Origin of the sequence: Enterococcus sp. DIV0802b (genome assembly GCF_050543535.1) — a bacterium.
Classification (GTDB): Bacteria; Bacillota; Bacilli; order Lactobacillales; family Enterococcaceae; genus Enterococcus_D; species Enterococcus_D entomosocium.
On sequence record NZ_CP172941.1, the window covers coordinates 1,514,526 to 1,538,957 of the forward strand.

At 43.1% G+C, this 24,432-nt stretch carries 23 protein-coding genes and 1 riboswitch; of the genes, 17 read left to right on the top strand and 6 right to left on the bottom strand.

Annotation, left to right across the window (positions count from 1 at the left end; all coding sequences use genetic code 11):
- Window positions 1–3 precede the first annotated feature (3 nt).
- Together IGJ12_RS07215 and IGJ12_RS07220 are read left to right on the top strand one after the other, a co-directional pair.
- Window positions 4–879 carry an ABC transporter ATP-binding protein gene (locus IGJ12_RS07215; RefSeq protein ID WP_429967741.1) on the top strand — a complete coding sequence of 292 codons (876 nt, stop codon included), beginning with the start codon at window positions 4–6 and terminating at the stop codon, window positions 877–879.
- A gap of 168 nt (window positions 880–1,047) precedes the next feature.
- Complete coding sequence (locus tag IGJ12_RS07220) at window positions 1,048–2,265, top strand: pyridoxal phosphate-dependent aminotransferase (RefSeq protein WP_005236450.1); 1,218 nt, start codon at window positions 1,048–1,050, stop codon at window positions 2,263–2,265.
- A gap of 55 nt (window positions 2,266–2,320) precedes the next feature.
- On the opposite strand, the gene IGJ12_RS07225 is transcribed toward IGJ12_RS07220, so the two are convergent.
- Window positions 2,321–2,500 (bottom strand): hypothetical protein, encoded by a 180-nt coding sequence (locus tag IGJ12_RS07225; protein ID WP_005236448.1) that lies wholly within the window; start codon window positions 2,498–2,500, stop codon window positions 2,321–2,323.
- 160 nt (window positions 2,501–2,660) lie between these two features.
- On the opposite strand from IGJ12_RS07225, the gene IGJ12_RS07230 reads away from it, so the two are divergent.
- From IGJ12_RS07230 to IGJ12_RS07250, 5 genes are all read left to right on the top strand, one after another.
- Window positions 2,661–3,506 carry a helix-turn-helix domain-containing protein gene (locus IGJ12_RS07230; RefSeq protein WP_086317267.1) on the top strand — a complete coding sequence of 282 codons (846 nt, stop codon included), beginning with the start codon at window positions 2,661–2,663 and terminating at the stop codon, window positions 3,504–3,506.
- A gap of 68 nt (window positions 3,507–3,574) precedes the next feature.
- Window positions 3,575–4,720 carry an N-acetylglucosamine-6-phosphate deacetylase gene (gene nagA / locus IGJ12_RS07235; RefSeq protein ID WP_430619520.1) on the top strand — a complete coding sequence of 382 codons (1,146 nt, stop codon included), beginning with the start codon at window positions 3,575–3,577 and terminating at the stop codon, window positions 4,718–4,720.
- 122 nt (window positions 4,721–4,842) lie between these two features.
- Complete coding sequence (locus IGJ12_RS07240; protein WP_086317269.1) at window positions 4,843–5,682, top strand: SDR family oxidoreductase; 840 nt, start codon at window positions 4,843–4,845, stop codon at window positions 5,680–5,682.
- A gap of 160 nt (window positions 5,683–5,842) precedes the next feature.
- Window positions 5,843–6,544: an ABC transporter ATP-binding protein gene (locus IGJ12_RS07245; protein ID WP_086317272.1), complete on the top strand. Its 702-nt coding sequence runs from the start codon at window positions 5,843–5,845 to the stop codon at window positions 6,542–6,544.
- The gene (locus IGJ12_RS07250) at window positions 6,545–9,967 is read left to right on the top strand and encodes an ABC transporter permease (protein ID WP_086317274.1); all 3,423 of its coding nucleotides are present in this window, start codon (window positions 6,545–6,547) and stop codon (window positions 9,965–9,967) included. It begins immediately after the preceding gene.
- Window positions 9,968–10,011: 44 nt separating this feature from the next.
- Here the strand turns inward: IGJ12_RS07250 and IGJ12_RS07255 are convergent, their stop codons facing one another.
- Window positions 10,012–10,611 carry an FUSC family protein gene (locus tag IGJ12_RS07255; RefSeq protein ID WP_005231932.1) on the bottom strand — a complete coding sequence of 200 codons (600 nt, stop codon included), beginning with the start codon at window positions 10,609–10,611 and terminating at the stop codon, window positions 10,012–10,014.
- A gap of 98 nt (window positions 10,612–10,709) precedes the next feature.
- Here IGJ12_RS07255 and IGJ12_RS07260 point away from each other — a divergent pair, with 98 nt between their 5' ends.
- Entirely contained in the window at window positions 10,710–11,672 is a 963-nt protein-coding gene (locus tag IGJ12_RS07260; RefSeq protein WP_086317276.1) for an aromatic acid exporter family protein, read from the top strand.
- Window positions 11,673–11,705: 33 nt separating this feature from the next.
- On the opposite strand, the gene IGJ12_RS07265 is transcribed toward IGJ12_RS07260, so the two are convergent.
- Complete coding sequence (locus IGJ12_RS07265) at window positions 11,706–12,662, bottom strand: Gfo/Idh/MocA family protein (protein ID WP_086317277.1); 957 nt, start codon at window positions 12,660–12,662, stop codon at window positions 11,706–11,708.
- A 123-nt stretch (window positions 12,663–12,785) separates the two neighbouring features.
- Between IGJ12_RS07265 and IGJ12_RS07270 the strand changes: the two genes are divergently transcribed.
- The 9 genes from IGJ12_RS07270 (at window position 12,786) to purB (ending at window position 21,017) form a co-directional block, all read left to right on the top strand.
- Complete coding sequence (locus tag IGJ12_RS07270) at window positions 12,786–13,289, top strand: hypothetical protein (RefSeq protein ID WP_086317279.1); 504 nt, start codon at window positions 12,786–12,788, stop codon at window positions 13,287–13,289.
- Window positions 13,290–13,321: 32 nt separating this feature from the next.
- The gene (locus IGJ12_RS07275; RefSeq protein ID WP_086317476.1) at window positions 13,322–14,332 is read left to right on the top strand and encodes a M15 family metallopeptidase; all 1,011 of its coding nucleotides are present in this window, start codon (window positions 13,322–13,324) and stop codon (window positions 14,330–14,332) included.
- Complete coding sequence (locus IGJ12_RS07280) at window positions 14,329–14,934, top strand: glycoside hydrolase family 73 protein (protein ID WP_005236425.1); 606 nt, start codon at window positions 14,329–14,331, stop codon at window positions 14,932–14,934. Before IGJ12_RS07275 ends, IGJ12_RS07280 begins: the two co-directional genes overlap by 4 nt.
- A 20-nt stretch (window positions 14,935–14,954) precedes the next feature.
- Window positions 14,955–15,632: a hydrolase gene (locus tag IGJ12_RS07285; protein WP_008381475.1), complete on the top strand. Its 678-nt coding sequence runs from the start codon at window positions 14,955–14,957 to the stop codon at window positions 15,630–15,632.
- Window positions 15,633–15,714: 82 nt separating this feature from the next.
- A riboswitch (purine riboswitch) is annotated at window positions 15,715–15,812 on the top strand.
- Between the two features lie 76 nt (window positions 15,813–15,888).
- Window positions 15,889–16,470 (top strand): xanthine phosphoribosyltransferase, encoded by a 582-nt coding sequence (locus IGJ12_RS07290; RefSeq protein ID WP_016613323.1) that lies wholly within the window; start codon window positions 15,889–15,891, stop codon window positions 16,468–16,470.
- Window positions 16,470–17,774, top strand: a complete 1,305-nt coding sequence (locus IGJ12_RS07295) for a nucleobase:cation symporter-2 family protein (RefSeq protein ID WP_016613324.1) — start codon at window positions 16,470–16,472, stop codon at window positions 17,772–17,774. Before IGJ12_RS07290 ends, IGJ12_RS07295 begins: the two co-directional genes overlap by 1 nt.
- A gap of 331 nt (window positions 17,775–18,105) precedes the next feature.
- Window positions 18,106–18,594, top strand: coding sequence for a 5-(carboxyamino)imidazole ribonucleotide mutase (gene purE, locus IGJ12_RS07300; RefSeq protein ID WP_139960191.1), 489 nt, complete (start codon window positions 18,106–18,108; stop codon window positions 18,592–18,594).
- Complete coding sequence (purK, locus tag IGJ12_RS07305) at window positions 18,587–19,705, top strand: 5-(carboxyamino)imidazole ribonucleotide synthase (protein ID WP_172634721.1); 1,119 nt, start codon at window positions 18,587–18,589, stop codon at window positions 19,703–19,705. The genes purE and purK overlap by 8 nt, the downstream gene beginning before the upstream one ends.
- 13 nt (window positions 19,706–19,718) lie before the next feature.
- Window positions 19,719–21,017, top strand: coding sequence for an adenylosuccinate lyase (gene purB, locus IGJ12_RS07310; RefSeq protein ID WP_008381467.1), 1,299 nt, complete (start codon window positions 19,719–19,721; stop codon window positions 21,015–21,017).
- Between the two features lie 45 nt (window positions 21,018–21,062).
- On the opposite strand, the gene IGJ12_RS07315 is transcribed toward purB, so the two are convergent.
- The 3 genes from IGJ12_RS07315 to IGJ12_RS07325 form a co-directional block, all read right to left on the bottom strand.
- Window positions 21,063–23,111, bottom strand: coding sequence for a penicillin-binding transpeptidase domain-containing protein (locus IGJ12_RS07315; RefSeq protein ID WP_430619521.1), 2,049 nt, complete (start codon window positions 23,109–23,111; stop codon window positions 21,063–21,065).
- 1 nt (window position 23,112) lies between these two features.
- Window positions 23,113–23,718 (bottom strand): DUF1054 domain-containing protein, encoded by a 606-nt coding sequence (locus IGJ12_RS07320; protein WP_430619522.1) that lies wholly within the window; start codon window positions 23,716–23,718, stop codon window positions 23,113–23,115.
- A gap of 101 nt (window positions 23,719–23,819) precedes the next feature.
- Window positions 23,820–24,254, bottom strand: a complete 435-nt coding sequence (locus IGJ12_RS07325; RefSeq protein WP_005236409.1) for a hypothetical protein — start codon at window positions 24,252–24,254, stop codon at window positions 23,820–23,822.
- Window positions 24,255–24,432: the final 178 nt, after the last annotated feature.

Below are 24,432 nucleotides of genomic sequence, written 5' to 3' on the forward strand. Positions count from 1 at the left end.
GATATGTTAGAACTGAAAAATGTGACGGTCACGTATACGAGAAAAGTATTGGATCAGCTTTCCATTGCCTTTTCTCCCGGGGAAATCGTCGGGTTAGTCGCCCCTAACGGCACCGGGAAATCCACGCTATTGAATGTGGCGATGAATTTCATCCAGCCGAATGAAGGCGCAGTATTTTTGAATGGCAGTCAAGTATATGTGACCAAAAAATCAGAAGTGGCAGCGCATCAACAAATTTCGTTTTTTCCTGACCAAAATGATTTGTACAATGATTTGAGTGGTTTCGAGCATCTCAAGCTGTATCAGCGAATGTGGCGTTCAGAGGAACACTTAGTGGAAGAAACGATTGAGCGCTTGCGAATGAGTGACTATATCAAACGTCCTGTGGGTACCTATTCGCTGGGCATGCGGCAACGTCTTTGTTTTGCGATGCAGATCGTGACGGATACGCCTTATATGCTGATGGATGAAGTCATGAATGGCTTGGATCCGACCAATGTGGAATTGATCTCTAACGTATTAAAAGCCTTGCGAGCGCAAAAGAAAGCGATCGTGATTGCTTCGCATATTTTGACGAATTTGGATTCCTACGCGGATCGGGTCTTGTTTTTAAAAGACGGCAAGATCATTCACGAATACTTTGGTCGCAAGTCGTTAGTCAATCAACCGTTGTACTTAAAAACGGACTCGGCAGATTTTTTGGTGGCTTTTCCAGAATTAACGACGGTGACCATCGATCTGCAAGGACGGATCTATCTGATAGAAATCAGCGATCCTCAGCTACCGCAACGGTTTATCGCTGCAGGGATCACTGATTTTTCTGTGGGGCACTTGGCACTAAATGAATTGTATTTGACGTATTTTCCTGAAAATTACTGACTGTCGCACTATTTACGAGATGAGAGCGGGACAAGCACAGATGAAGGAGAAGCAAAAAAATTTCGCCATAGGTAAAAGTTTTTTGCTATAATAGGTTCAATCTGAAAAGAGATCAACGACGAGAACCAATAACCTGACGTTGACCTATGGTTAAAGGAGAAATGGAATATGAAGAAATTTTCGAAGTCGTCAAAACTTGAAGGGGTCAGTTATGATGTGCGCGGCCCAGTTTTAGAAGAAGCCGATCGGATGCAAGAAGAAGGCATCAGTATCTTGAAATTAAATACGGGGAATCCCGCGCCTTTTGGGTTCGAAGCCCCAAATGAGATCGTTAGAGACCTGATTATGAACGTGCGAGAATCGGAAGGATATTCTGATTCGAAAGGGATTTTTTCTGCCCGTAAAGCGATCGAACAATATTATCAATTACAGAAATTTCCTGATGTGACCATCAATGATATTTACACAGGTAATGGTGTTTCCGAGCTGATCACGATGTGTATGCAGGGCCTATGTAACAATGGGGACGAAGTGCTCGTGCCGATGCCTGACTATCCTTTGTGGACTGCTTCGATCTCATTAGCTGGCGGAAAGCCCGTCCATTATATTTGTGATGAACAAGCAGATTGGAATCCTGATATCGAGGACATCAAAGCCAAGGTCACCAGCAAAACCAAAGCGATCGTCATTATTAATCCGAACAATCCAACAGGAGCCGTTTATCCAAAAGAAATTTTGGAGCAAATCGTCGACGTTGCTCGTGAGCATGACTTGATCATTTTCTCTGATGAGATCTATGACCGGTTAGTCATGGATGATTATGTCCATGTGCCGATTGCTACATTAGCGCCAGATCGATTCGTTGTGACGCTAGGTGGCTTGTCTAAGTCTCATCGAGTGGCAGGTTTCCGTGTGGGCTGGATGGTCCTCAGTGGCGACAAGTCCCATGTGAAAGACTATATCGAAGGCTTGAATATGCTATCTTCGATGCGACTGTGTTCGAATGTCTTATCGCAACAAATCGTTCAGACCGCATTAGGAGGCTATCAAAGTTCTGATGAGTTACTATTACCAGGTGGTCGTATTTATGAACAAAGAGCGTTTATCCACAAGGCAATCAATGACATTCCGGGATTGTCAGCGGTGAAACCGAAAGCCGCCTTTTATATTTTCCCTAAAATTGATATTCAACGCTTTAATATCACCAATGATGAACAATTTGTTTTAGACTTTTTACACGAGCACCACATTTTGCTGGTTCACGGCGGTGGGTTCAACTGGCAACAGCCAGATCATTTCCGAATCGTTTATCTTCCTAATATGGAAGACTTAAAAACGACTGCTGAAAAAATGACAGAATTTTTGGCGTCCTATCGTCAGAAATAAGAATATAAAAAAGCACCGCTCCTTCAACAACCGTGAGGGAGTGGTGCTTATGTTTTTATTCGGCAACTGGTTGACAAATTTTTTTGCTCACAATCATTCGATTGGTAAATTTATCCAGCATTTCAGCACTAGGATCGGTGACTTGAACCAGAACAGAGTTCTCATATTCTCGTTCGATGATCCCTTGATACTTCTTGCCATCCCATGTAAAAAAGATCGTACTGTCGATCGTCATCTTAACACCTCATTTGAAATTGTGGAAAAATAACAAGACATTCTTGAAATTGCTTTCCTTTTTGTCATTATGTGCTAAAATAAAGAAAATTAAAAATGCGAATTCGCATTTTTGACAAGAAACGTTCGGTTTTTATAAGAATTCCCCCTGGAGGACGATTATGAAGGAAAAAGAAGAATCTTTTGGTCAAAATATCCGTTCGATTCGGTTGAAACGAAAGATGACACAGAAGATGTTAGCGGAAGATATTTGTTCGCAAAGTGTTTTAAGCCGTATTGAAAACAACGAAGAGTTGCCGAATGTCTGGGTGATGTATCAAATCTGCCAACGCTTAGGAGTCACCTTAGATCAAGTAATGATGCTTCATTCGGAAGAGATCAACAAAACCAATCAAATCTTTGCCGAAATCGAATCACATTTTGTCCATAAGCAGTTTCAAGAAATGCGGGAAAAAATGGAAGATAAGGCGATCAAGGATTATTTGTATCTGGATTCAGATATGCAAATGTATTACTACTATCTAGGCAGCTGTGATTATTTCCTCGATCAAAACTATGATGCCGCCCTTGAGGCGCTGAAAAAAGGATTGGCCTACTCCTATCAACAGGATAAGACCAATGTGTCGGTGATGGAAATTCGTATCCTGAGCTGCATGGGTCGCGTCTATAGTGATTTGCTGCAACTGGGTGAAGCTCGTTTTTACTTAGAAAAAGCATACGATGCCATGCACGCATTGCCACCGGAACGTCTCTCCACATCATTGACCAAAATTTACTACAATTATGCGGTCTTTTTAAAGGAGCAACAAGAAGATTGCCTCGCGCTAAAGGTAACGAACGAAGGCATTTCCTTAGCCAGAGAAAAGAACAGTTTGTATTTTCTAGAAGAATTGTTTGAACTGAAGGGACACTTACTTTATAGACTGAAAGAAGAAAATGCAGCCGAAAAAAGTTTTCAGCTGTATCGTGCTGTCATGGATATTCGCCAATCTGACAAAGTGGTGTAGACCTTTCTTGACTTCTTCCCTAAATAAGAGTACTTTTAAGGAAGAAAAGAAATAGAGGAGCGATCAAGATGAATAAATATATTTACGCAGACAAATTCTTTCTAAAATCAGCGGTTCATGGCCCTGGTTACCTGGAGGTCACAGAGGGGAAATTCGGAGCGATCGTCGATGAAGTCCCTTCTGGTGCAGACGTAGAAGATTATTCAGGCAAATGGGTAGCACCGGGTCTTGTGGATACTCATATCCACGGATTTATGAACCATGATGTGATGGACAACGATGCAGAAGGCATTAAAGCCATGTCGGAAGGCCTTTTATCATGTGGTGTGACTTCCTTCTTGCCAACAACCTTAACATCCAGCAAAGAACGGTTGCGGGATGTTGCTGAAACCGTTGGGAAAGTCAAAGACGAAGTTACAGGAGCAAAAATCCAAGGGATCTATTTTGAAGGCCCATTCTTTACTGAAGAACATAAAGGTGCACAAAATCCAATTTATTTTGGTGATCCTGATATCGATACCTTCCATGAATGGCAAGAAGCTTCTGGTGGAATTATCAAAAAAATCGCCTTGGCTCCTGAACGAGAAGGTGTGAGTGAGTTTGTTTCGCAAGTGACGGAAGAAGGCGTAGTGGTTGCTCTAGGCCATAGTAACGGTACATTACAAGAAGCGCAAACAGCAGTTGAAGCTGGTGCTAGCGTTTTTGTTCATGCATTCAACGGTATGCGCGGATTAAACCATCGCGAGCCTGGAATGGTTGGTGCCCTACTTTCATTAAAAGAAGTTTTTTCAGAGTTGATTTGTGATGGCCACCATGTGCATCCTCAAGCAGCTGAGATTTTGATGGAAAAAGCTGGTCACGACCATGTTGCCTTGATCACTGACTGTATGATGGCTGGCGGCATGCCAGATGGTGATTATATTTTAGGTGAATTTCCAGTAGTGGTGAAAGACGGAACGGCTCGAATGGAAACTGGCAATCTTGCTGGTAGTATTTTGAAACTAAAAGAAGCTGTGAAAAATGTAGTAGACTGGGGAATCGCTACCCCTCAAGAAGCGGTCATGATGGCCAGCTTGATTCCAGCAATCAGCTGTAAAATTGACCATGCTTGCGGCATGATCAAACAAGGTCGCCCAGCTGACTTTATTGTTTTGGATCAAGAAATGAATGTAACAGCCACCTATTTAGATGGCGTCTGCCGCTACCAGGCGTAAAATAAAACAATCTGCTTAAAGAAACAAGAAGAGAGCTTCTCTTGATCTGTTTTTTGAGCAGATTTTTTTGTTTTCAGTTATGATGAAAGAAAACGACATCCTATGAAGGAGATGATGGGGATTTGAAGACGATTTTAGTTACCGGCGCCAATGCCGGTATGGGCTTTGCAACAGCCAAACAATTGGCAGAATTGGGGATGCATGTGATTTTGTATTGCCGTTCTGCTGAACGAGGGCAGGCAGCACAGCAACGTTTGAAGGAAGAGACAGGCAATCCAAGCATCGATCTAGTGATCGGTGATTTGGGGTCGTTGGCTAGCGTACGCAAGTCAGCCGCTGAAATCAACGCCCGCTTTGAGAAATTGGATGTACTGATCAATAATGCGGGCATCGTCAATTTAAAAAAAGAGCGAACAGCCGATGGATTTGAACAAATGCTGGGCGTAAACTACGTGGGGCATTTTGAACTGACCCGTCAGTTATTGCCGCTAATAAAACGTGCCGATGCCGGCAGGATCGTCAATGTGTCATCCGGCGCCTACAAATTTGTAAAGAAAAAGGATCAGCGCTTTTTCGATGTACCGGATTTTTTCCCTTGGCGGGAATATGGCCGCTCAAAAAAAGCCCTGATTTTATTTACGGATGCGCTTGCGTTCCAGCTACGCAATACGACCGTTACTGCTAATTCCTTGCATCCGGGAGCTGTGGCGACCAGCTTAGGGGTCAGTCGACAAACAGGATTTGGTCAATCTATTTATAAAATGTTGACGCCTTTTTTTAAAACAGCCGAAGAAGGGGCAGATACAGCGATTTACTTAGCGCTAAGTCCAGACGTTGCGGATATCAGTGGCCGCTACTTTGTTGATCGTCAAGCAGTCCTAACCGAGATCCCGAAGGAGCAGCAACAAGCACAGAAACTATGGCAAGAAACGCAACAAAGAATTGCGGACCACACAAAATGATTTGTTTTGCTTTTGCCAATCTGGATCACTTTGAATAAATGACTTGTTTTTTAGCAGCACGACCTTGTGCTGCTTTTTTGCGGTTTCTTTCAAGGGAAAAAGTGTGATACACTGTTAAGCGAGAAAGCGCATGCGGCGCTGGAATTCTTGGAGGAATAAAATGAGTTATATTGAAGTAGTGAAAGAAGTGAAGAAATACACAATGGGCGATACGATGATTGCTGCCAATGATGGCGTCTCTTTTTCCGTAGAGAAAGGCGAGATCGCGCTGATCCTTGGTCCTAGTGGCGCCGGTAAGTCCACCGTTTTGAACATACTAGGCGGGATGGATCAATGTGACAGCGGCCAAGTGATTGTCGATGGAACGGATATTGCTGGTTTTGATGCTAAACAACTAACGACCTATCGTCGCAAAGACGTCGGATTTGTCTTTCAATTTTACAATTTGGTGCCGAACTTGACGGCTAGAGAAAATGTGGAACTGTCGGCACAAATCGTACCCGAAGCACTTGATGCAGCTGAGATTTTGACCCAAGTTGGATTAGGTGATCGTTTGGATCACTTTCCTGCACAATTGTCTGGCGGTGAACAGCAAAGGGTCACGATTGCTCGTGCCATAGCCAAGAAGCCCAAACTGCTGCTTTGTGATGAACCAACTGGGGCACTTGACTATGAAACGGGAAAACAGATTTTGGCTATTTTAGAAAAAACAGCTCGCGAGACTGGGACGACCGTTTTGATCATTACACACAACAGTGCATTGGCTCCCATGGCGGATCGCGTGATCCATATCAATGACGCAAAGGTTCGCAAGATGGAAAAAAATACTCATCCGATTCCAATTGCCTCTATTTCTTGGTAAATGCCTATGAAAAAAACATTATTACGTTCCAGTTTACGTGAAATTAGGCAAGCACCCGGGCGATTTTTGTCCATTTTAGGCATTATCTTTTTAGGAGTCGCTTTTTTTGTCGGGATCAGCGCCACCGGCCCTAATATGAAACAAGCTGCTGAAGATTACTTTTCTCGCCAACAATTAGCCGACCTTACAATTGCTTCAACTTTGGGGTTGTCGGATACCGATCGGCAAATCATTGAGGAAATGCCTGGCGTCACAGCGGTTGAGACGGAGCAGATCGCTGATATCAATGCCGAAAATCATCGTGCTGTGATTCGTGTCTTCTCTCTTTCAACTGATCGACCTGTCAATCAATATGAGGTGACTTCTGGTCGATTGCCGCAAAAATCAGGGGAAATCGCCTTAGATCAAGCGGCACAAAATAGTGGTGGTTTCGAATTAGATGAATCCTTTGAGTTGCCAGAAAGTGGCGAAAATCAATTAAAAACCCATACCTTCACGATCGTGGGCTTTGTCAATAGTCCTGAATATATTGAGAACTTTCATCGGGGGAACAGTACCGTTGGTAATGGGACAGTGGATTACTTTGCGGTGATTCCTGAGGAGGATTTTAAAGAAAGTGCGTACGCCCGATTTTTAGTTCGCTTTGATGACTTATCTCAAATGGAAAGCTATTCAGTGGCGTATCAGACGAAAAGAGATCAAATAAGTGCTGAAGTTGAGAAAAAGTTGGCTCCTCGGGCGCAAGGACGCAGACAAGAGCTGATCGATGAAGCACAACCAGCCATTGACGAAGCCAAAGAACAGATCCGCAACGGAGAAACGGCTCTGCAAGAAGCACAAAGGGAACTCGACGACGCACAAGAAAAATTAGCGCAGGCGCACCGGGAACTGACGGAACAAGAAGCAGCTTTCCAAACAGAAATTCAAGCTGCCCAAGAGCAGTTGAATAGTGAAGCACAAAAAATAGCTGAGGGTAAGCAAGCGTTGGCGGAAAACCAACGACTGCTGGATCAAAGCGAACAAGCGTTGCTTCAGCAAGAAGCCCAAGTAAAATCAGCCCAAGCCCAGTTAGCGCCCATTTCGGCACAAAAGTCAGAACTACAAAGTGGCACCCAACAAGTGGAGGAGCAACTTGCGCTGGCATACCAAGGCATGGATCAAATCAGAAGTGTGGGTCAACTTTCTGCAGAGGAGCAAATGGCCCAGCTGCCTACCGTCTATGCACAAGTAACAGCCGCTCTGGCACAGTTGAACCTACCGACAGATGTCCTTGGTCCGATTCCTGATCTGGAGGAAATCGATGAAACGATGATTGCTACTATGCTGACGGCAGCTGAAGATACATTGAATCCACTCATTGCTGAAGGTGAGCAACAACGTGCCCAATTAAGCGGACAACTGGCTGCAATCAATGAACAAGAAGTGCAACTTCAACGGGCGCAACAGCAAGTCAACGCTGGCTGGAGCCAGGTCAGTGCCGGACGCCAAGAATTGGCACAGGCTCAGACCCAGATCACTCAAGGAGAATCGCAGCTGAGTGTTGCTCGTGAGACTTTAGCTTCTGAGGAAGCTAATGGTCAGTCTTTGCTAGACAAGGGCTGGCTGGAATACCGAGAAAACGAAGCAACCCTTCAAGAAAAGCTAGCCGAATTTAAAGAAAGAGCACCAAAAGAACGCGAAAAGCTTGAAGATGTCAAAAAAGAAGTTGCGGAAAAAGAGCAGGAATTGTTGGAGCTAAAACCGGCAGTTTATCGTGTCGCGAACCGCGATGCGAATCCTGGTTATTCAGAATACCAAGACAATGCGGAACGCGTTTCTTCGTTAGCGACGATTTTTCCAGTCATTTTCTTTTTGATCGCAGCCTTAGTGAGTCTAACCACTATGACGCGGATGATCGATGAAAAACGCAGTGAGATCGGAACGTTGAAAGCACTAGGCTATCGCAACTGGGAGATTGGACAGAAATTTTTGCTTTATTCCTCTGCAGCAGGCATCACAGGTGCTGTATTGGGCCTAGCAGTAGGCTTTTCCTTTTTTCCAGCAATCATCATTCAAGCTTATGGACCGCTTTACAATCTCACGGAGTATGACACCCCATGGTATTTACGGCTTTCATTGATTGCTGTGGGTGTTAGCTTGCTTTGCACCATCGGAATTGCGCTGCTGGTTTTACGATTTGATTTAAGACAGTCATCGGCTTCCTTGTTGAGACCAAAGGCCCCAAAAACAGGGAAACGAATTCTCTTAGAAAGAATCACTTTTTTTTGGCGGCACTTAAGTTTTATTCAAAAAGTTACAATGCGAAACCTGTTTCGCTACAAGTCAAGAATGCTCATGACCATCTTAGGAATCGCTGGTTGCACGTCGATGATTTTAACTGGGTTTGGCCTGAGAGATTCCATCAGCAATATCATTCCTTTGCAGTTTGAGAAAATCTGGCAATATCAGGCGGTGATTACCTTTGATGACGAGGATTCGGAAGCAATGAGTGAAACAAAAGCCGCCGCAGAAGATATTGAAGGCTTTGAAGCAGGGTTATTCTTGCATACGGAAAGTCTGACGTTGGCTCAATCGGGGGTCACGCAGCAAGAAGTAACCGTCACCGTGCCAGAAGATCCTGCGGCTTTATCGAGATTTGTCCACTTGAATGATCGGGTTTCAGGAGAAGCTTACGAGCTAGAAGGAGAGGGTGCCATCATCAATGAAAAGCTTGCTAAGTTGTTTGGATTATCGGTGGGTGATACGATAACGTTGACGAATGAAAGCGGCGAGGAATTTCAACTGAAGGTAGCTGCCATCGCAGAAAACTACACGGGCCATTTTGCTTATTTGACACCTGAAACGTACGAAAAGATCTTTCAGGAAACGCCTGCTTACAATAGTGAGTTATTGAAATTCAATCAGCGCTTAAGCAAAACAGATGAAGAAGCGATCGCAGCTGACCTGATGGCACAAGATAATGTCATCAATGTTTCCTTCCTCTCAGCTTCAGCGGATGCCTTAGATGACACGACAGCAACCTTGAACATCGTCATTTGGATCTTGATCACGTCAGCAGGGGCATTAGCCTTTATCGTGTTGTACAACTTGAACAATATCAATATAGCGGAACGGATCCGCGAGTTGTCGACTATCAAAGTATTAGGCTTTTATGATCGAGAAGTGACGATGTACGTCTTTCGTGAGAATATCTTTTTAACGATTTTCGGTATTGGTTTTGGCTTGTTATTAGGGGTGCTTCAGCATCAATTTGTCTTACAGACCATCGAAGTTGATATCGCCATGTTTTCACCGACAGTCGAACCAATGAGCTATGTGTATGCAGCGGGATTGACCTGCTTGTTTTCAGGCGTGGTAGGGATCGCGATGTATTTCAAGTTGAAACATGTCAATATGATCGATGCCTTGAAAGCCAATGAGTAACAAAAACAGCCTTTTTTCAGAAGCATTCTGGAAAAAGGCTGTTTTTATTTTTCTTGTTTTTCTTGCTCAGAGATTTCCCCTTGGACTTCTTCTAGCATGGCTTTTAGTTCAAGCTCTTTTTGCCTTAGCACGACCAAATCTTCTTGAATCTCATCTTTTTTCTCTTCCTCAGGTGGTCGAATAACAAAATTGATTGACAGGGCAACTAAGGTACCGATAAAGGTATCAAGCACACGGTCCAATGCAAAGATGATCGATTCCCCTTGTGGGACACTGGAAGTGATCAACAGCATCGTCGCAATGGCAGAGATGATGCCAGAATTGTTATTGATGCCATCTGAAAAAACGATGACAAAGATGACCAGTGCGGGCAGGACAAACAATTCGATCAGAAAATCATTTTGAAAATATTGCTTCGTCAAAAAATAAAAAATGGCTGTACCGCCGCCGATCGTATTTCCTAGTACCCGTGATTTCCCAAAAGAGATTGTTGTTGTCAGGTCTTGTCGCAATGAAAAGACAGCAGACAAGGCAGCAATCAAAGGCTGGCCGCGATCAAGGAAATGAAAGAGCAGAATACAAAGCATGACAGCGATGGCTGTTTTTATCGTTCGCATACCTAAGCGAAAACGCCCCAGTTTCATGGTAGAATGCCCCCTTTACTTAATCATACCCAATGCTGTTGAGAAATTCTAGTCTTATTCCTCACAATTTAGTATACTTTTCAAAGGAGGTGACAAAAATGAAAATTGGATTGAGAACAGTGAAGACAGCAGTTGCTGCCGGTTTGTCCATGTTTCTTGCTCAGCAGATCGGTCTATTGTATGCACCAGCCGCAGGGATCATCGCAATTTTGAGTGTTGGGAATACAAAGAAAACCTCGCTCTTTACAGGAATCGGTCGCTTGGTTTCCTTGGCGATCGCGACGCTCCTAGCTTTTGTCAGCTTTCATCTTTTAGGCTTTGGTCCGCTGGGCTTTGTTCTTTTTCTCTTCCTATTTATTCCGACGGCAGTCTATTTCAAATTAACCGATGGGATCGTGGTCAATTCGGTCTTGGTGACCCATTATATGATGGAACGTTCTTTTGCTTGGCCATTGATTGGAAATGCTTTTTTGTTGATGAGTATTGGCATCGGCTTTGCACTTTTATTTAACTTGTATATGCCAGACGGCGAACGGGCATTGAAAGAAAAACAGCAGTTGGTGGAAGAAACGTTTAAAAGTCTTTTAAAAGACATGTCGATCGCGTTAACAGAAAAAGAAAAGGCGACGCTCCCTCATGTTTGCCAAGCATTGTTAGGAGAAATCAAGCAAGGCAAACAGCAAGCGATGGTTCATAGTGAAAACCAGTGGCGAGGAGAAGCCTCTTATTATGAAGAGTATTTCACCATGCGGCAAAGTCAAGCGCGCTTACTCTTGGAAATGGTTGATCTATTACAATTGTTTTGGGTAGAAGAAGCCTATACAAATGCGTTTCAAGAGCTGCTATCCTTTACCGCCCAGTCCTTTCATGAAAATAACGATGGAAAAGAGATCTTGGCAAAAATTGCAGCTTTATACGAAGATTATCGACAAAAACCATTGCCGCAAACAAGAGCAGAATTTGAAAATCGGGCCCAGCTGTTTCAGTTTCTGCAAACCTTTAAAAGTTTTATTGAAATCAAAGCCGACTTTTCTGAACAGATTCAGACGATGGAGCGCTAAAAAAAAGACTCCTGCAAAGGAGTCTTTTCACTTTTACTGTTGTTCCCAAAAAGCTTGCATTTGATCAAGAACGTCAATGACATCGGTGGTCAAATGGATCGATCCTTCGATCTCGCCATCGATGGCTTTGATCATATTGGCAATTTCATAATTAAGGGCTTGACTGCTGTCGCCAGCTTCAATCACTTCATTTGTTCCATCTCGGAAATGGATCACGGCTTTGTCCGCACGAGGGTATTCATCTACGGTAATGTATCCTTCTTCGAAAGCGACGATACCGGTTTTAGGCATTTTCGCTTGAAAAGTCAGCGTGACACTAGCCATTTCATCAGCTGGATTTTGGAGGATCGTTACAGATTGTTCGTCTACACCAGTAGAGAAGGGCTTCATGCTGCTAAACGCCACTTCTGGCGTATCCGTCATGAAAAAGCGAGCAAATGAAACGGCATATGTGCCAATATCCAGTAACGCACCGCCACCTAAATCTGGGTTGAAGAAACGATTGGTGGGATCAGGATCTTTATAGCTGCCAAATGGTGCTTGGATCATTTTTAATTTTCCTAAGCGTCCAGCATCGATCTCTTCTTTCAAACGTGCATAAACCGGCATATTGAAGATCGTCATAGCTTCTTCTAAGATCAGATTTTTTTCTTTGGCTAAGGTCAATTCTTCAGCTAATTCATCGGCACTGGTCGTAATGGCTTTTTCACAGAGGACATGTTTTCCGGCCATTAGAGCTTTCATAATAAATTCGTGATGAAGATCATTAGGTACTGCAATGTACACAATATCAATTTGCGGATCTTCCAGCATAGCATCTGTGCTTTCATAAGCATGGGGGATAGCGTATTTTTCGGCAAAGGCCTGGACTTTTGGCAAACTGCGGGCGCTGACTCCATACAGTTCACTTGCTTCATTGGAAAAACCAGCGGCAAATTGTGTCGCGATGTCTCCAAGTCCAATCATTCCCCAACGGTATTTTTTCATCATTGATCATCTCCTTCATATTTAGTATAACAAAAGAAATGAATTCTTTAAAATAATCAAAAACAATCGCAAAAAGTTTCCATTACGGCTGACTTTCAGTAAAATATAGAAGAGGAGGGATAACATATGCATAATGTATCAATAGCCATTATTTTAAATACGATTATCGAGCAATATACATCAGAAAAACAGTTTTATGAGACACATTTAGGAATCACTGAGGAGCAATGGGAAGCTTGGAAAAGCGGCACAATGAGTTTATCGCCTGCTGAAAATCAGAAAGTGAAACTGCTGTTTTCGGATTATGAATGGATGCTGATCCAAAAAATCATTCGCCAGACCGTCATTTATCCAGAAAAACGCAATCAAGCGGTCGTCGAGTTCAAAAAAATGAAAACCCAAATCGCCAGAACGTGGCTAGGTAGCGATTTAGCAAAAGTCGAATTGTTAACAGAATCTGAAGAAACAGCCCAATACCTTGATTTGAGAGTCAGTATTACGTATGATGAGTGGGGTTATGATGATATATTAAACTTCCGATTGCCCGCTGTTGTTCAGCAGCAGATCCGCAATGAAAAAATCGAGTTGTTAGAGTGGGTTAAAGAAAATCTGGAAGAAACTTATAATTAAAGGTAGGGTATTTTTTGAAAAAGTATTATGGAATGGCTGCGGCAGCAGGATTCTTGTTTCTGGTTCTTTTAACCATTCAAGTGAACCGAGTGACCGCAGTCACCCCAATAAAGAATCTAAGTATCGCTCGTTCTACTACTCAAACAGTGACGAGCGCAACAACTGAATCCAGCAGTCAAACTTCGACGGAATACTCAGAGGATGCGCAAGAACAAGCAGCTGTTAGTGATGAAGTGAACGAAGATGATTTCCCAACTGTCTCATTGGATGATTGGTCATTGGCTCTGGTAGGACCAAAAAATAAAATCGTCAGCGAAATCGCGCAAGAAGATTTGGGGAAATTATCAAATGGCTACCTTGTGGACAAGCGAATCGTTTCGGCATACGAAGAACTAGCTGACGCAGCAAAGGTGGCTGGATATCCTTTAGTCATGGTCTCTGCTTACCGTTCGGTAGAGTATCAACAGGAAATATTCGATGCCAATGTCAATAGCTTGATCCGCCAAGGGAATACAAAAGAAGAAGCAATTCGTATCACGAAACTGACCTTTACTGAACCGGGATATAGTGAGCACCATACCGGTCTTGCGATTGACGTAATCGATGAAGACTGGTATCAAAATCATACAGGCGAACTTCTCAATGAGGGATTCGGCGTTACAGACGGTGGAAAATGGCTACAAGCCCATGCGAGAGAGTATGGGTTCATCATCCGTTATCCGAAAGGGAAACATGACATTACCCAAATCGATTATGAACCATGGCATTTACGCTATGTAGGCGTCGAAGTGGCGACATATATTGAAGAACATGAGGTAACATTCGAAGAGTTTCTTGATGAGGCAAAAGAACACATCACTCGTAAAGAAGCAGAACTGTCGTATCACGAAGTGGCAGATCCTTTGCAGGAGGACTGGATCTTTACTAATTCTCTTACTAGAAATCAAGAAAATAGTCAACGAGCACAAGAAGAGTTGTTGATGAGTGGAGGCGATTTGTTCGCTAAGAACGTGTTTAGTCAGACAAAGGAAGTGAAAAAATGAGCGCAAGACGAAAAAAACAGAAGACTCGTTTCCCATTAGTCTTTCTAGGGTTATTCTTAATTGGGATTGCTTTTATTTTTTCCTTAAATAGTTTGGCGGATCCTCTTCCGAAAGAGGAAGAAACAAATACTGAAGCGATCTCTCATGAAGAATTTATCGATCGCATTGCTCCTTACGCGCAAGAACTGCAAAAAGGCTATGGGATTTTACCAAGTATCATTATAGGTCAGGCGATTCTTGAATCAGATTGGGGCCAGAGTTCTCTAGCCAGCAAATACAATAATTTATTTGGCATCAAGTCATTTGGTCATTCAAAAAAGGTGACATTAGATACCCAAGAGTTTTATAATGGAGAATGGGTCACGATTCAAGGAGATTTTCGTGTCTATGATACTTGGGAAGAATCAATGGATGATCATACGATGTTGTTTGTAAATGGTGTTGATTGGAATCCTGCGCTTTATGTAGATGTCTTGACAGCAAACGACTACCGCAGTGCCGCACAAGCCTTACAAGATGCAGGATATGCAACGGATCCAGATTATGCCAGCAAAATCATTCAAGTCATTGAAACCTACCAATTGAATCGATTTGATCAATAAGAAAAGAGAGTTGGCTGCTTATGGAAGAAAAATATATGCCAAAAATCACCACTGATTTACGCAAAGATATCGTCAAAGTGCCTAAAGTTATTCGAGAGGCTAGCGGCATTCAAATATTTGGGAAACAAATCCGCTCCATTATTTTTACTACGGATATTGCGATCATCCGTAATACAAATGCGGACGCTGTGATAGCGGTCTATCCTTTTACACCGCACCCAGCAATTACGAAAGCAATTATCGAAGCAGCGGATATTCCAGTGTTTTCTGGTGTCGGCGGCGGCTTGACCCAAGGATTCCGCTCTTCTTATATGAGCATGTTTGCTGAAGCTCAGGGATCGATCGGGGTCGTCTTAAACGGACCCACGCCATTGAAAACTGTGGAGCAAGTCTGTAAAGTCGTGGATATTCCCGTTATCAGTACCGTAACGAGTAAGTATACTGAAATTGATGCCAAACTTGAAGCTGGTGTGAAGGTCATCAATATCAGTGCCGGCAAGGACACAGCGGATACCGTGGCTTTCTTCCGTAAAAAATATCCGAAGCTGCCGATCATTGCAACGGGTGGTCCAACTGAGGAGAGCATCTTAGAAACGATTGAAGCAGGTGCGAATGCGATCACTTACACGCCGCCTTCCAACGGGGAGCTTTTCAGTAAAAAGATGGAGCACTATCGTGATATGGAGAAACCAGAGTAGCAAATGATCCACAAATGAGAATATTTTTATTTATAAAGGGCATTCCATGCTTGTGTTTTTAATCAAAGACAGGCATAATCGAATCTATCATTTAAAAATTACTTGTATATCGTCGAAATATGGTCGACAGTCTCTACCCGATACCGTAAATATCGGACTATAAGTAAAAATCGTGCCTGTTAGACACTTTTTTTGCTTTGGCAAAAAGAGTGTCTTTTTTTTCAGGATGGAATAGAAAGGAACGAGGAGAGCTAGGATGGATAAATTAGTTGAGCGTATCAAAACACACGGGAACGTCTTGGGTGAAGGGGTTCTCAAAGTGGACCAGTTTTTGACCCACCAAGTGGATTATGAGTTGATGAGAGAAATCGGTACAGTTTTTGCAGAACGATTTCAAGAAAGTGGGATCACCAAAGTAGTGACCATCGAAGCTTCAGGGATCGCACCAGCACTTTATACTGCAGAAAAGTTGCAGGTACCAATGATCTTTGCTCGAAAAGCAAAGAGTCTGACGATGGATGAAGAGTTGTTGACCGCATCGGTCTATTCCTTTACTAAGCAAGTGACCAGCCAAGTATCGATTTCTAAGAAATTCTTATCTTCAGATGATACGGTATTAATAATTGATGATTTCTTAGCAAACGGACAAGCTGCAAAAGGATTGATCGAATTGTGTCAGCAAGCAGGAGCAAAAGTCGTTGGCATTGGGATCGTCATTGAAAAATCATTCCAAACTGGTCGACAATTGCTTGAAGAAATGGGAATCCCCGTTGTTTCCTTAGCACGAATCGCCTCATTGTCGGAAGGCCAAGTTAGCTTTTTAGAAGGAGATGCCTAATGAAAGAGACGAATAGCCGTTCAGCAGTTTTAGGCTTGCAGCATTTGCTAGCGATGTATGCAGGAGCTGTTGCCGTCCCTTTGTTGATTGGAACAGGCCTCGGCTTTAATGAAGCGCAGATGACGTATTTGATCTCGATCGATATTTTCATGTGCGGAATCGCTACGCTTTTGCAATTAGTCGTCACCCGCTTTTTTGGGATCGGCCTACCAGTCGTTTTAGGTTGTGCCATCCAAGCTGTCTCCCCATTGATTTTGATTGGCACCAAATCAGGAATCAGTGCGATTTACGGAGCGATCATTGCTGCTGGGATTTTCATTGTCTTGATCGCCGGCATTTTTTCGAAAATCAAAGTTTTGTTCCCTCCATTGGTGACAGGAACGGTGATTACCGTCATCGGCTTGACCTTGATTCCAGTCGCCATCACCAAAATCGGTGGAGGGGATGCCGCAGCTGCTAACTTTGGTGATCCAACGAATTTATTGTTAGGCTTTGTGACGATTGCGCTGATCATTGGCGTGCAAGTGTTTGGCAAAGGCTTTATTCGCTCGATTGCCGTACTGATCGGTTTGATCGGTGGGACTATTTTAGCAGCATTATTAGGCTTGGTTGATCTTTCTGCCATCACTCATGCACCTGTGTTTCATTTGCCACAGCCTTTTTATTTCGGTTTACCAACCTTTGATCTGTGGTCGATCGTCTTGATGATCATTATTTCCATCGTTAGTTTGGTAGAATCCACAGGCGTTTATTTTGCACTGGGAGACATTACTGAAAAACCGATTACAGGCAATGACTTAAAGCGCGGCTATCGTGCGGAGGGCTTGGCGGTGATCCTTGGTGGGATCTTCAATACGTTTCCTTATACTGGATTTTCACAAAACGTAGGTTTGGTTCAACTTTCAGGCATTAAGACGCGCCGTCCGATTTTCTTTTCAGCAATCTTTTTGATCGTATTAGGGTTGTTTCCAAAAGTCGGTGCCATCGCACAGATCATTCCAGAGGCAGTGCTTGGCGGCGGCATGTTAGTGATGTTTGGCATGGTGGCTGTTCAAGGGATGAGAATGCTGAGCAAAGTTGATTTTATGAATGACAAGAACTTGTTAGTGATTGCAGTATCAATCGGTTTTGGTTTAGGGTTCAATATGATGCCCACTTTATTCAGTCAAATGCCTGAAACCGTTCAAATGTTTACAGGCAATGGGATCGTCATGAGTAGTTTGACTGCCATTGTTTTGAATCTGTTCTTTAATGGGCTGCCGAAAGAAACAGACGAAGTGACGGAATTGCGCTTGCAACAGTAAGTTTATTTGATCCAGACGAGGATTCGTCTGGATTTTTTGTATTGTTCCTTTATTTGTCTTATTATCGGTTATCTGACGTGTTGAATACATATCTTTGAGATAAAAGCGAACAATGAAAAGTAAAATTTGTTAATAGTTCGAAAATATTTTGACATTGCTCGGGCTACTCGTTACTATTTAGAGGTGAAAGTGATTGTTAGCAGAGCCATGTGACTTCGGGATATCTCAGGCGTAGCGATAAAAGGTTGCTAACAAAATGATTTTCGTAAGAAAAATACTTCTGAGGTTTATTCAGAAGAGAATCGTAAAAAATCGTTGGAGGGAAAATCAAATGAAACCAGCAGTTGCAGTGATTATGGGGAGCAAGTCAGATTGGGAAACAATGAAGGAGTGCTGCTTGATTTTAGATGAGTTAGCGATACCTTATCAGAAAAAAGTCGTTTCGGCACATCGTACACCAGATTTGATGTTCGAATTTGCAGAAACAGCCCGAGAAAAAGGGATTAAAGTCATTGTTGCAGGAGCGGGTGGCGCTGCTCATTTGCCTGGAATGGTGGCAGCTAAAACAACATTGCCGGTCATTGGTGTTCCCGTCCAATCCCGCGCATTAAACGGTTTGGATTCCCTTTTATCGATCGTGCAAATGCCGGGTGGTGTACCAGTAGCAACAACGGCGATCGGAAAAGCTGGCGCAACTAACGCAGGACTACTTGCAGCCCAGATGCTTTCCATGTATGATTTAGAGATAGCGGAGAAATTAGACGCACGAAGAAATACATTAAAAGAAATCGTATTGGAAAGTAGTGATCAACTTGATTAAACCTTTAATGCCCAACGCAACGATCGGAATCGTTGGCGGAGGACAGCTAGGTCGTATGATGGCAATGAGTGCCAAAGAAATGGGCTTTCGGGTTGGCGTTTTAGACCCTACTGCCAATTGTCCAACAGCCCAAGTCGCTGATTGGCATATTGTTGCTGCCTATGATGATGTGTTTGCTTTAGAAGAAATGGCTCGACGTGCCGATGTAATCACCTATGAATTTGAAAATGTCAGTGTTGAAGCATTGAACTCTATTTTGCCTTACTCACATATCCCTCAAGGCACCGATCTGTTAGCAATCACTCAAGATCGTTTGTTAGAGAAGTCATTTTTAGAGGCAAACAATATCGTGATTGCACCTTATGCCACGATCATCAGCCCGACAGACATCCAAGATGCCATCGATAGCATTGGTTACCCTTGTGTATTAAAAACCACCAGAGGCGGCTATGACGGAAAAGGACAGCACGTGCTTTACAGTACGGCTGATTTGGCGCCTTCCATGAATTTACTTCGCGAAGGAACTTGCGAATTAGAAGCATGGATTCCTTTTGAAAAAGAATTATCGATTTTAGTTGCCGGTAATGGAGAAACCTTTACCACTTTCCCAGTGGTAGAAAATATCCACCGTAACAATATTTTGCATCAAACGATCGCTCCTGCGCACATTGATCCAGAAGTTGCCGAAGAAGCCAAACGGATCGCTCACATTATTGCAAAAGCTTTGGATCTGCAAGGCGTTTTAGCCATCGAAATGTTCCTGACCAAAAGCGGCGGCTTGTATGTCAATGAATTGGCGCCACGTCCGCATAATTCGGGTCACTATTCGATCGAAGCTTGCTCCATGAGTCAGTTTGACGCTCATATCCGCGGCATCTGTGGCTGGCCGTTGCCGGAAGTTTCTTTGCTTTCACCAGCAGTCATGGTCAATGTCTTAGGAGATGAATTGACAGAAACCTATGATCTGATTGCCACAAAACCTGCTTGGCAATTTCATTACTATGGCAAAGAAGAAGCAAAAACCGGTCGCAAAATGGGACATATCACTATTTTGACGGAAGACATTGCAGAAACCACTGAAGAAATCTATCAAACCAATATTTGGGATTAAAGGAGATAAAAACATGTTAGAGCGTTATACAAGACCAGAAATGGGTGCTATTTGGACCGATCAAAATCGCTACCAAGCGTGGCTAGAAGTCGAGATTTTAGCTGACGAAGCTTGGGCGGAATTAGGAGAGATACCGAAAGAGGATGTTGCATTGATTCGTGAAAAAGCATCCTTTGATATCGACCGTATCTTAGAGATCGAAGCGCAAACGCGACATGATGTGGTTGCTTTTACCCGAGCAGTCTCTGAATCTTTGGGTGATGAAAGTAAATGGGTCCACTACGGCTTGACGTCGACGGATGTTGTTGATACGGCGTATGGTTACTTGATGAAACAGGCCAACGATTTGATTCGGGAAGATTTGAACCGTTTCGTGACGATCATTGGCGAAAAAGCCAAAGAATACAAGCATACCGTGATGATGGGACGTACCCATGGTGTTCATGCGGAACCAACGACCTTTGGCTTGAAATTAGCCTTGTGGTATTCAGAAATGAAACGCAATGTTGAACGTTTTGAGCGGGCAGCAAAAGGGGTCGAAGCTGGAAAGATCAGTGGTGCTGTTGGAACCTTTGCAAATATCCCTCCATTTGTCGAAGAGTATGTCTGTGAAAAACTAGGGATTCGTGCGCAAGATATTTCCACGCAAGTATTGCCTCGTGACCTACATGCAGAATATTTTTCAGCAATGGCATTGATCGCAACCAGCATTGAGAAATTCGCCACCGAGATCCGTGGACTACAAAAATCAGAAACGCGGGAAGTTGAAGAATTCTTCGCCAAAGGACAAAAAGGTTCTTCTGCCATGCCCCATAAGCGTAACCCAATCGGTTCTGAAAATATGGCCGGACTTGCAAGAGTCGTTCGCGGTCATATGGTGACGGCTTATGAAAATGTCTCCCTTTGGCATGAACGGGATATCTCACATTCATCGGCAGAACGGATCATTATTCCGGATACGACGATTTTGATCGATTACATGCTGAATCGCTTTGGCAATATCGTCAAAAATCTGACCGTTTTCCCAGAGAATATGAAGCGCAATATGAATGCGACCTTTGGATTGATCTACAGCCAACGGGTGATGTTGAAATTGATCGATCACGGGATGACCAGAGAGCAAGCCTATGACTTGGTTCAGCCGAAAACAGCGCAAGCTTGGGATGAACAAACGGATTTCCGCCCATTGTTAGAAGCTGATCCAGCAATCACGGATGTTTTGACCAAAGCTGATTTGGATGATGCGTTTGATTACAACCATCATTTAAAACAAGTTGACACGATCTTTGAACGTGTCGGTTTAGCCGAATAAAAAAAGCTGCAACCTTGAGACCTCCGTCTTAAGGTTGCGGCTTTTTTAATAATTTTCAGCTAAGTAGGACAATAGATCAGGTGCTAAACCAGTTGCTGATTGGTTATCCTGGCGATCTTCTAACATGGAAACCATCAGAAATCCTTGATCTTGCGAATCGAAGGCGAATAAGAAGCTGTTTTCTTGGCCTTTTTCATCTTGCTTTTCTTTGATTTCAGCAGTTCCTGTTTTGGCAGCTAGTGGAATGTTCAGCGCTGCCAAAGAGTGTGCCGTTCCGTTGGCATCTGAGACAACCGCCGTTAAATCTTGATTGATTTGCTCAATCGTCTCTGCTTTAAAGACTTCTTTGTCCTTTTGTTCTGTCTCTTTCAATAAACGAGGATAAACCAGTTTTCCTTGATTGGCAAAGACCGAATAAGCAGCAGCTTGCTGAATGGGATTCAGTAACAGTTCTCCTTGTCCATAGCCGGTATCTGCCAGTAAAATCTCTGAGTTGAAGGAGTCTTCATTGGAAATTTGAGCAGGATTCATCGCAATCGGTAAATCCAACGTTTCACCAAAAATCAATTTCGACAAACCGTTACGAAAAGCATCTTCACCCATAGCTAAGGTTTGTTGTGCCATATAGATGTTATCAGAGTAAACCAGTGCATCTTTTAGATTGACAGAAGCTACGTCGCTGACTCTGGTGACAAAGTAGTCCCCCCACGAGCTGTCTTTTTGCCACTTCAATCCATCGATCGCAATACTTTGGGTAGGGTCGATCGTACCATTTTCTAAGCCAATCGCTGCCGTGATGGTCTTAAAGGTCGAACCTGGTGCATAGGCCGTAGCAAATCGGCTGATGAAAGGCAAGTCTTCATTTTGTTCATATGCATCATAGTCTTCTTGTGAGATTCCTTGGGTCATTTTATTGGGATCATAACTTGGTGAGCTGGCTAATACTAGCAGATCACCGGTTTTTGGTTCTGTGACGACCGTGGAGCCCGCCTGATTTTGTAAGGCGTCAAAAGCTGTCTTTTGGGCTTGTGCGTCAATGGTCAGTTGGATATCTTTACCATCTGCCCGTTCTTTTTCTAAAAGAACCGATTTTTCAGCACCGTCTTCATCAGTGATGGCGATTTTTCCGCCATTTTCGCCCCGCAACTCTTTGTCAAAGGCAGCTTCCAGACCACTACGACCAATTTGTCCGTTACTTGCTAGTGTTTCATCTTTTTCTATATCTTCTGCAGTCACGTTCCCTAGATAACCAATCAACTGGGCAGCGGCTTCTCCAAGAGGATAAGTCCGTCCCGTCGTTTCTTTTAAACTTGTTCCAGTTGGCATTTCATCGGTTGGTTCGATAATCTTCAAGGGAACGAACAACTCATCTTGGACCCACGATTGAGCCAATGCTTGATCGATCGCATCTTCTGTTAGGTCAAAACGCTCCGCGATTGCTTTGATATTGGCGGTTTTTTCGTCTCCCGTACCCAGCTGTCCTGGAATGACGCCTAGTTGATAGAGCGTGCCATTTTCTGCTAGCGGTTCGTTGTTTCGGTCTAAGATTTCTCCACGTGTGGCATTATCTACAGAGATACTAACTTTGTCTTGTCCTTCCATTCCCGGAAAAATCAATTGAGGCGACCAATCGATCTTGGCTTGGTCATCAGCCAGAGTAATCGTGCCACTATAAGACAGCTCGGTTAATTCACCTAACGAGGTGGTTAAGGAACCGTTGTATTGGAAATTGAATTGATCGGAATCCTTATCATCGGGCGTTAGCTCAATTCCTGAAGCTTTAAATGATTCGGCACCGATACCAGTGAAAATCGCTTCGTATTTTGCTGAGACTTCGTCTGCGGTAAAGCCGTTTGATTCCAAACTTTCTTCGGTCAGTAAAGCAGATAGATCGCTGTACTTCTGATCAGATATAGCACCGATAAAGGAATTGAGGACTTTTTTTGCTGCTGCTTCTTCTTGTCGATTTTGATAGACTGTATAGCCATAATAACCGCCACCAAGTACTAATAAGGCGGCAGGGAGTGCCAGCCAGACGAAACGCTTAGGTTTTTTCGCTGGTTTTTCTTTGCGAGAGCGCCGGTTTTCTGACATATTATTGTTCCTCCTTTAGTGCCGACAAACGGGCGTGATAAAGCGGCAACAGCGTTTGATAAACTGCTAAAATATCCGCCATTTCAACGTCTTCGATCATTTCTTTTGGAAAGATCTTGCCAATTTGAAGTTCACTTTTTTTGACTTTCTGTAATCGTTCTAAGTAGGTTGGCCATTTAGCGATTGGAGAGTGGTCATACTTGGTATGATCAGGAGATAGCGTAAAGTCTGCTGGCAATTGATCAAATAATTCTTTTTGAGCCAGCCAAGATTCCGCGATCGTTGCTTGATTTTTCGGTTGATCGATCACACTGAGCCAAACAAAGACATACGCTTGATTGATCCCAATTTGAAAGTGGGCATCCATTTTATAACCACGCTTGTTAGGGCCGATCCCCGCCCACGTTTCGGCAGGAGGGTAGACGGTTCTACGCCGATGCTGTGCGATATGCAAATAAAAAGGTTCTTGACAGCTTTCTTCAAATAATGGGATCGCTGCCTCGCCGATGATTTGGAAAACCGGCTGGATCTCTGAACGGATTTTTTCCATTCTTTCTTCTAATGTTTCTAAAGCAAAAGCATCAAATGACTGTTTTGTAAATAGCATAATCGTGTCCTTTCTTTTGTCTGAAAACAGTATAACAAAAAAAGCCCGTAAAATTTCGGGCTTTTGTTTTTTTTATCTTATTTTTATTTAGTGATCACCCATCAGTGCGTAGCGTGACTTAAGTTAAAGGTAGGGGCTTGACTTTGTTCCTTCAAAAGATGCAAAAGATCGTCTAAAAAAGAAAAGTCCATTTCTTCTAAATTAAAATAAATACGGAAAGAATACGTATGTTTAAATAAGCTTTGACGATGTATCTGGTGAATGATCAATTCGTCATTGCGGCCATTTTGAAATTGTAGAACTCTTTTTTGTTCTTCTGCATAGTGAGGACGTGCCCCTTTTTTGAAGGGACTGAATACATAGAAACTCGTTTGTTGATTAATGGAAAGGATTTGCTGCACGGCCAATAATTCGTTATGGAGCTGTTGTTTTTCTTTGTCTGTTAAATGAGCTAAAAAAAGTTCAGCACGATTCTTTAGCGACCACATATAGTACTCCTCCTTGAATGTAGCTACAATACGACCTAAATATAGCATGAAAATAGAATGTTGTAAACGCTTTATAAAACCCTTCGCCAGTCAAACGGGAGAGGTAAACTTGTTTGACGGGATAAAAGGCGAACATTCGTGTTTATTAATGTGTAAATGTACAGATAATCGTTGACCCGCTTTTTCAGCGTTGTTAGAATAATAAACAAATAAAGATGTGTGTCAT

What these genes read in the sequence shown, in the direction of transcription:
- IGJ12_RS07215 (WP_429967741.1), top strand. Translation starts at nt 4, where the DNA reads ATGTTAGAACTGAAAAATGTGACGGTCACGTATACGAGAAAAGTATTG.
- IGJ12_RS07220 (WP_005236450.1), top strand. Translation starts at nt 1,048, where the DNA reads ATGAAGAAATTTTCGAAGTCGTCAAAACTTGAAGGGGTCAGTTATGAT.
- IGJ12_RS07225 (WP_005236448.1), bottom strand. Translation starts at nt 2,500, where the DNA reads ATGACGATCGACAGTACGATCTTTTTTACATGGGATGGCAAGAAGTAT.
- IGJ12_RS07230 (WP_086317267.1), top strand. Translation starts at nt 2,661, where the DNA reads ATGAAGGAAAAAGAAGAATCTTTTGGTCAAAATATCCGTTCGATTCGG.
- nagA (WP_430619520.1), top strand. Translation starts at nt 3,575, where the DNA reads ATGAATAAATATATTTACGCAGACAAATTCTTTCTAAAATCAGCGGTT.
- IGJ12_RS07245 (WP_086317272.1), top strand. Translation starts at nt 5,843, where the DNA reads ATGAGTTATATTGAAGTAGTGAAAGAAGTGAAGAAATACACAATGGGC.
- IGJ12_RS07250 (WP_086317274.1), top strand. Translation starts at nt 6,545, where the DNA reads ATGCCTATGAAAAAAACATTATTACGTTCCAGTTTACGTGAAATTAGG.
- IGJ12_RS07255 (WP_005231932.1), bottom strand. Translation starts at nt 10,611, where the DNA reads ATGAAACTGGGGCGTTTTCGCTTAGGTATGCGAACGATAAAAACAGCC.
- IGJ12_RS07260 (WP_086317276.1), top strand. Translation starts at nt 10,710, where the DNA reads ATGAAAATTGGATTGAGAACAGTGAAGACAGCAGTTGCTGCCGGTTTG.
- IGJ12_RS07265 (WP_086317277.1), bottom strand. Translation starts at nt 12,662, where the DNA reads ATGATGAAAAAATACCGTTGGGGAATGATTGGACTTGGAGACATCGCG.
- IGJ12_RS07270 (WP_086317279.1), top strand. Translation starts at nt 12,786, where the DNA reads ATGCATAATGTATCAATAGCCATTATTTTAAATACGATTATCGAGCAA.
- IGJ12_RS07275 (WP_086317476.1), top strand. Translation starts at nt 13,322, where the DNA reads ATGGCTGCGGCAGCAGGATTCTTGTTTCTGGTTCTTTTAACCATTCAA.
- IGJ12_RS07280 (WP_005236425.1), top strand. Translation starts at nt 14,329, where the DNA reads ATGAGCGCAAGACGAAAAAAACAGAAGACTCGTTTCCCATTAGTCTTT.
- IGJ12_RS07285 (WP_008381475.1), top strand. Translation starts at nt 14,955, where the DNA reads ATGGAAGAAAAATATATGCCAAAAATCACCACTGATTTACGCAAAGAT.
- IGJ12_RS07290 (WP_016613323.1), top strand. Translation starts at nt 15,889, where the DNA reads ATGGATAAATTAGTTGAGCGTATCAAAACACACGGGAACGTCTTGGGT.
- IGJ12_RS07295 (WP_016613324.1), top strand. Translation starts at nt 16,470, where the DNA reads ATGAAAGAGACGAATAGCCGTTCAGCAGTTTTAGGCTTGCAGCATTTG.
- purE (WP_139960191.1), top strand. Translation starts at nt 18,106, where the DNA reads ATGAAACCAGCAGTTGCAGTGATTATGGGGAGCAAGTCAGATTGGGAA.
- purB (WP_008381467.1), top strand. Translation starts at nt 19,719, where the DNA reads ATGTTAGAGCGTTATACAAGACCAGAAATGGGTGCTATTTGGACCGAT.
- IGJ12_RS07315 (WP_430619521.1), bottom strand. Translation starts at nt 23,111, where the DNA reads ATGTCAGAAAACCGGCGCTCTCGCAAAGAAAAACCAGCGAAAAAACCT.
- IGJ12_RS07320 (WP_430619522.1), bottom strand. Translation starts at nt 23,718, where the DNA reads ATGCTATTTACAAAACAGTCATTTGATGCTTTTGCTTTAGAAACATTA.
- IGJ12_RS07325 (WP_005236409.1), bottom strand. Translation starts at nt 24,254, where the DNA reads ATGCTATATTTAGGTCGTATTGTAGCTACATTCAAGGAGGAGTACTAT.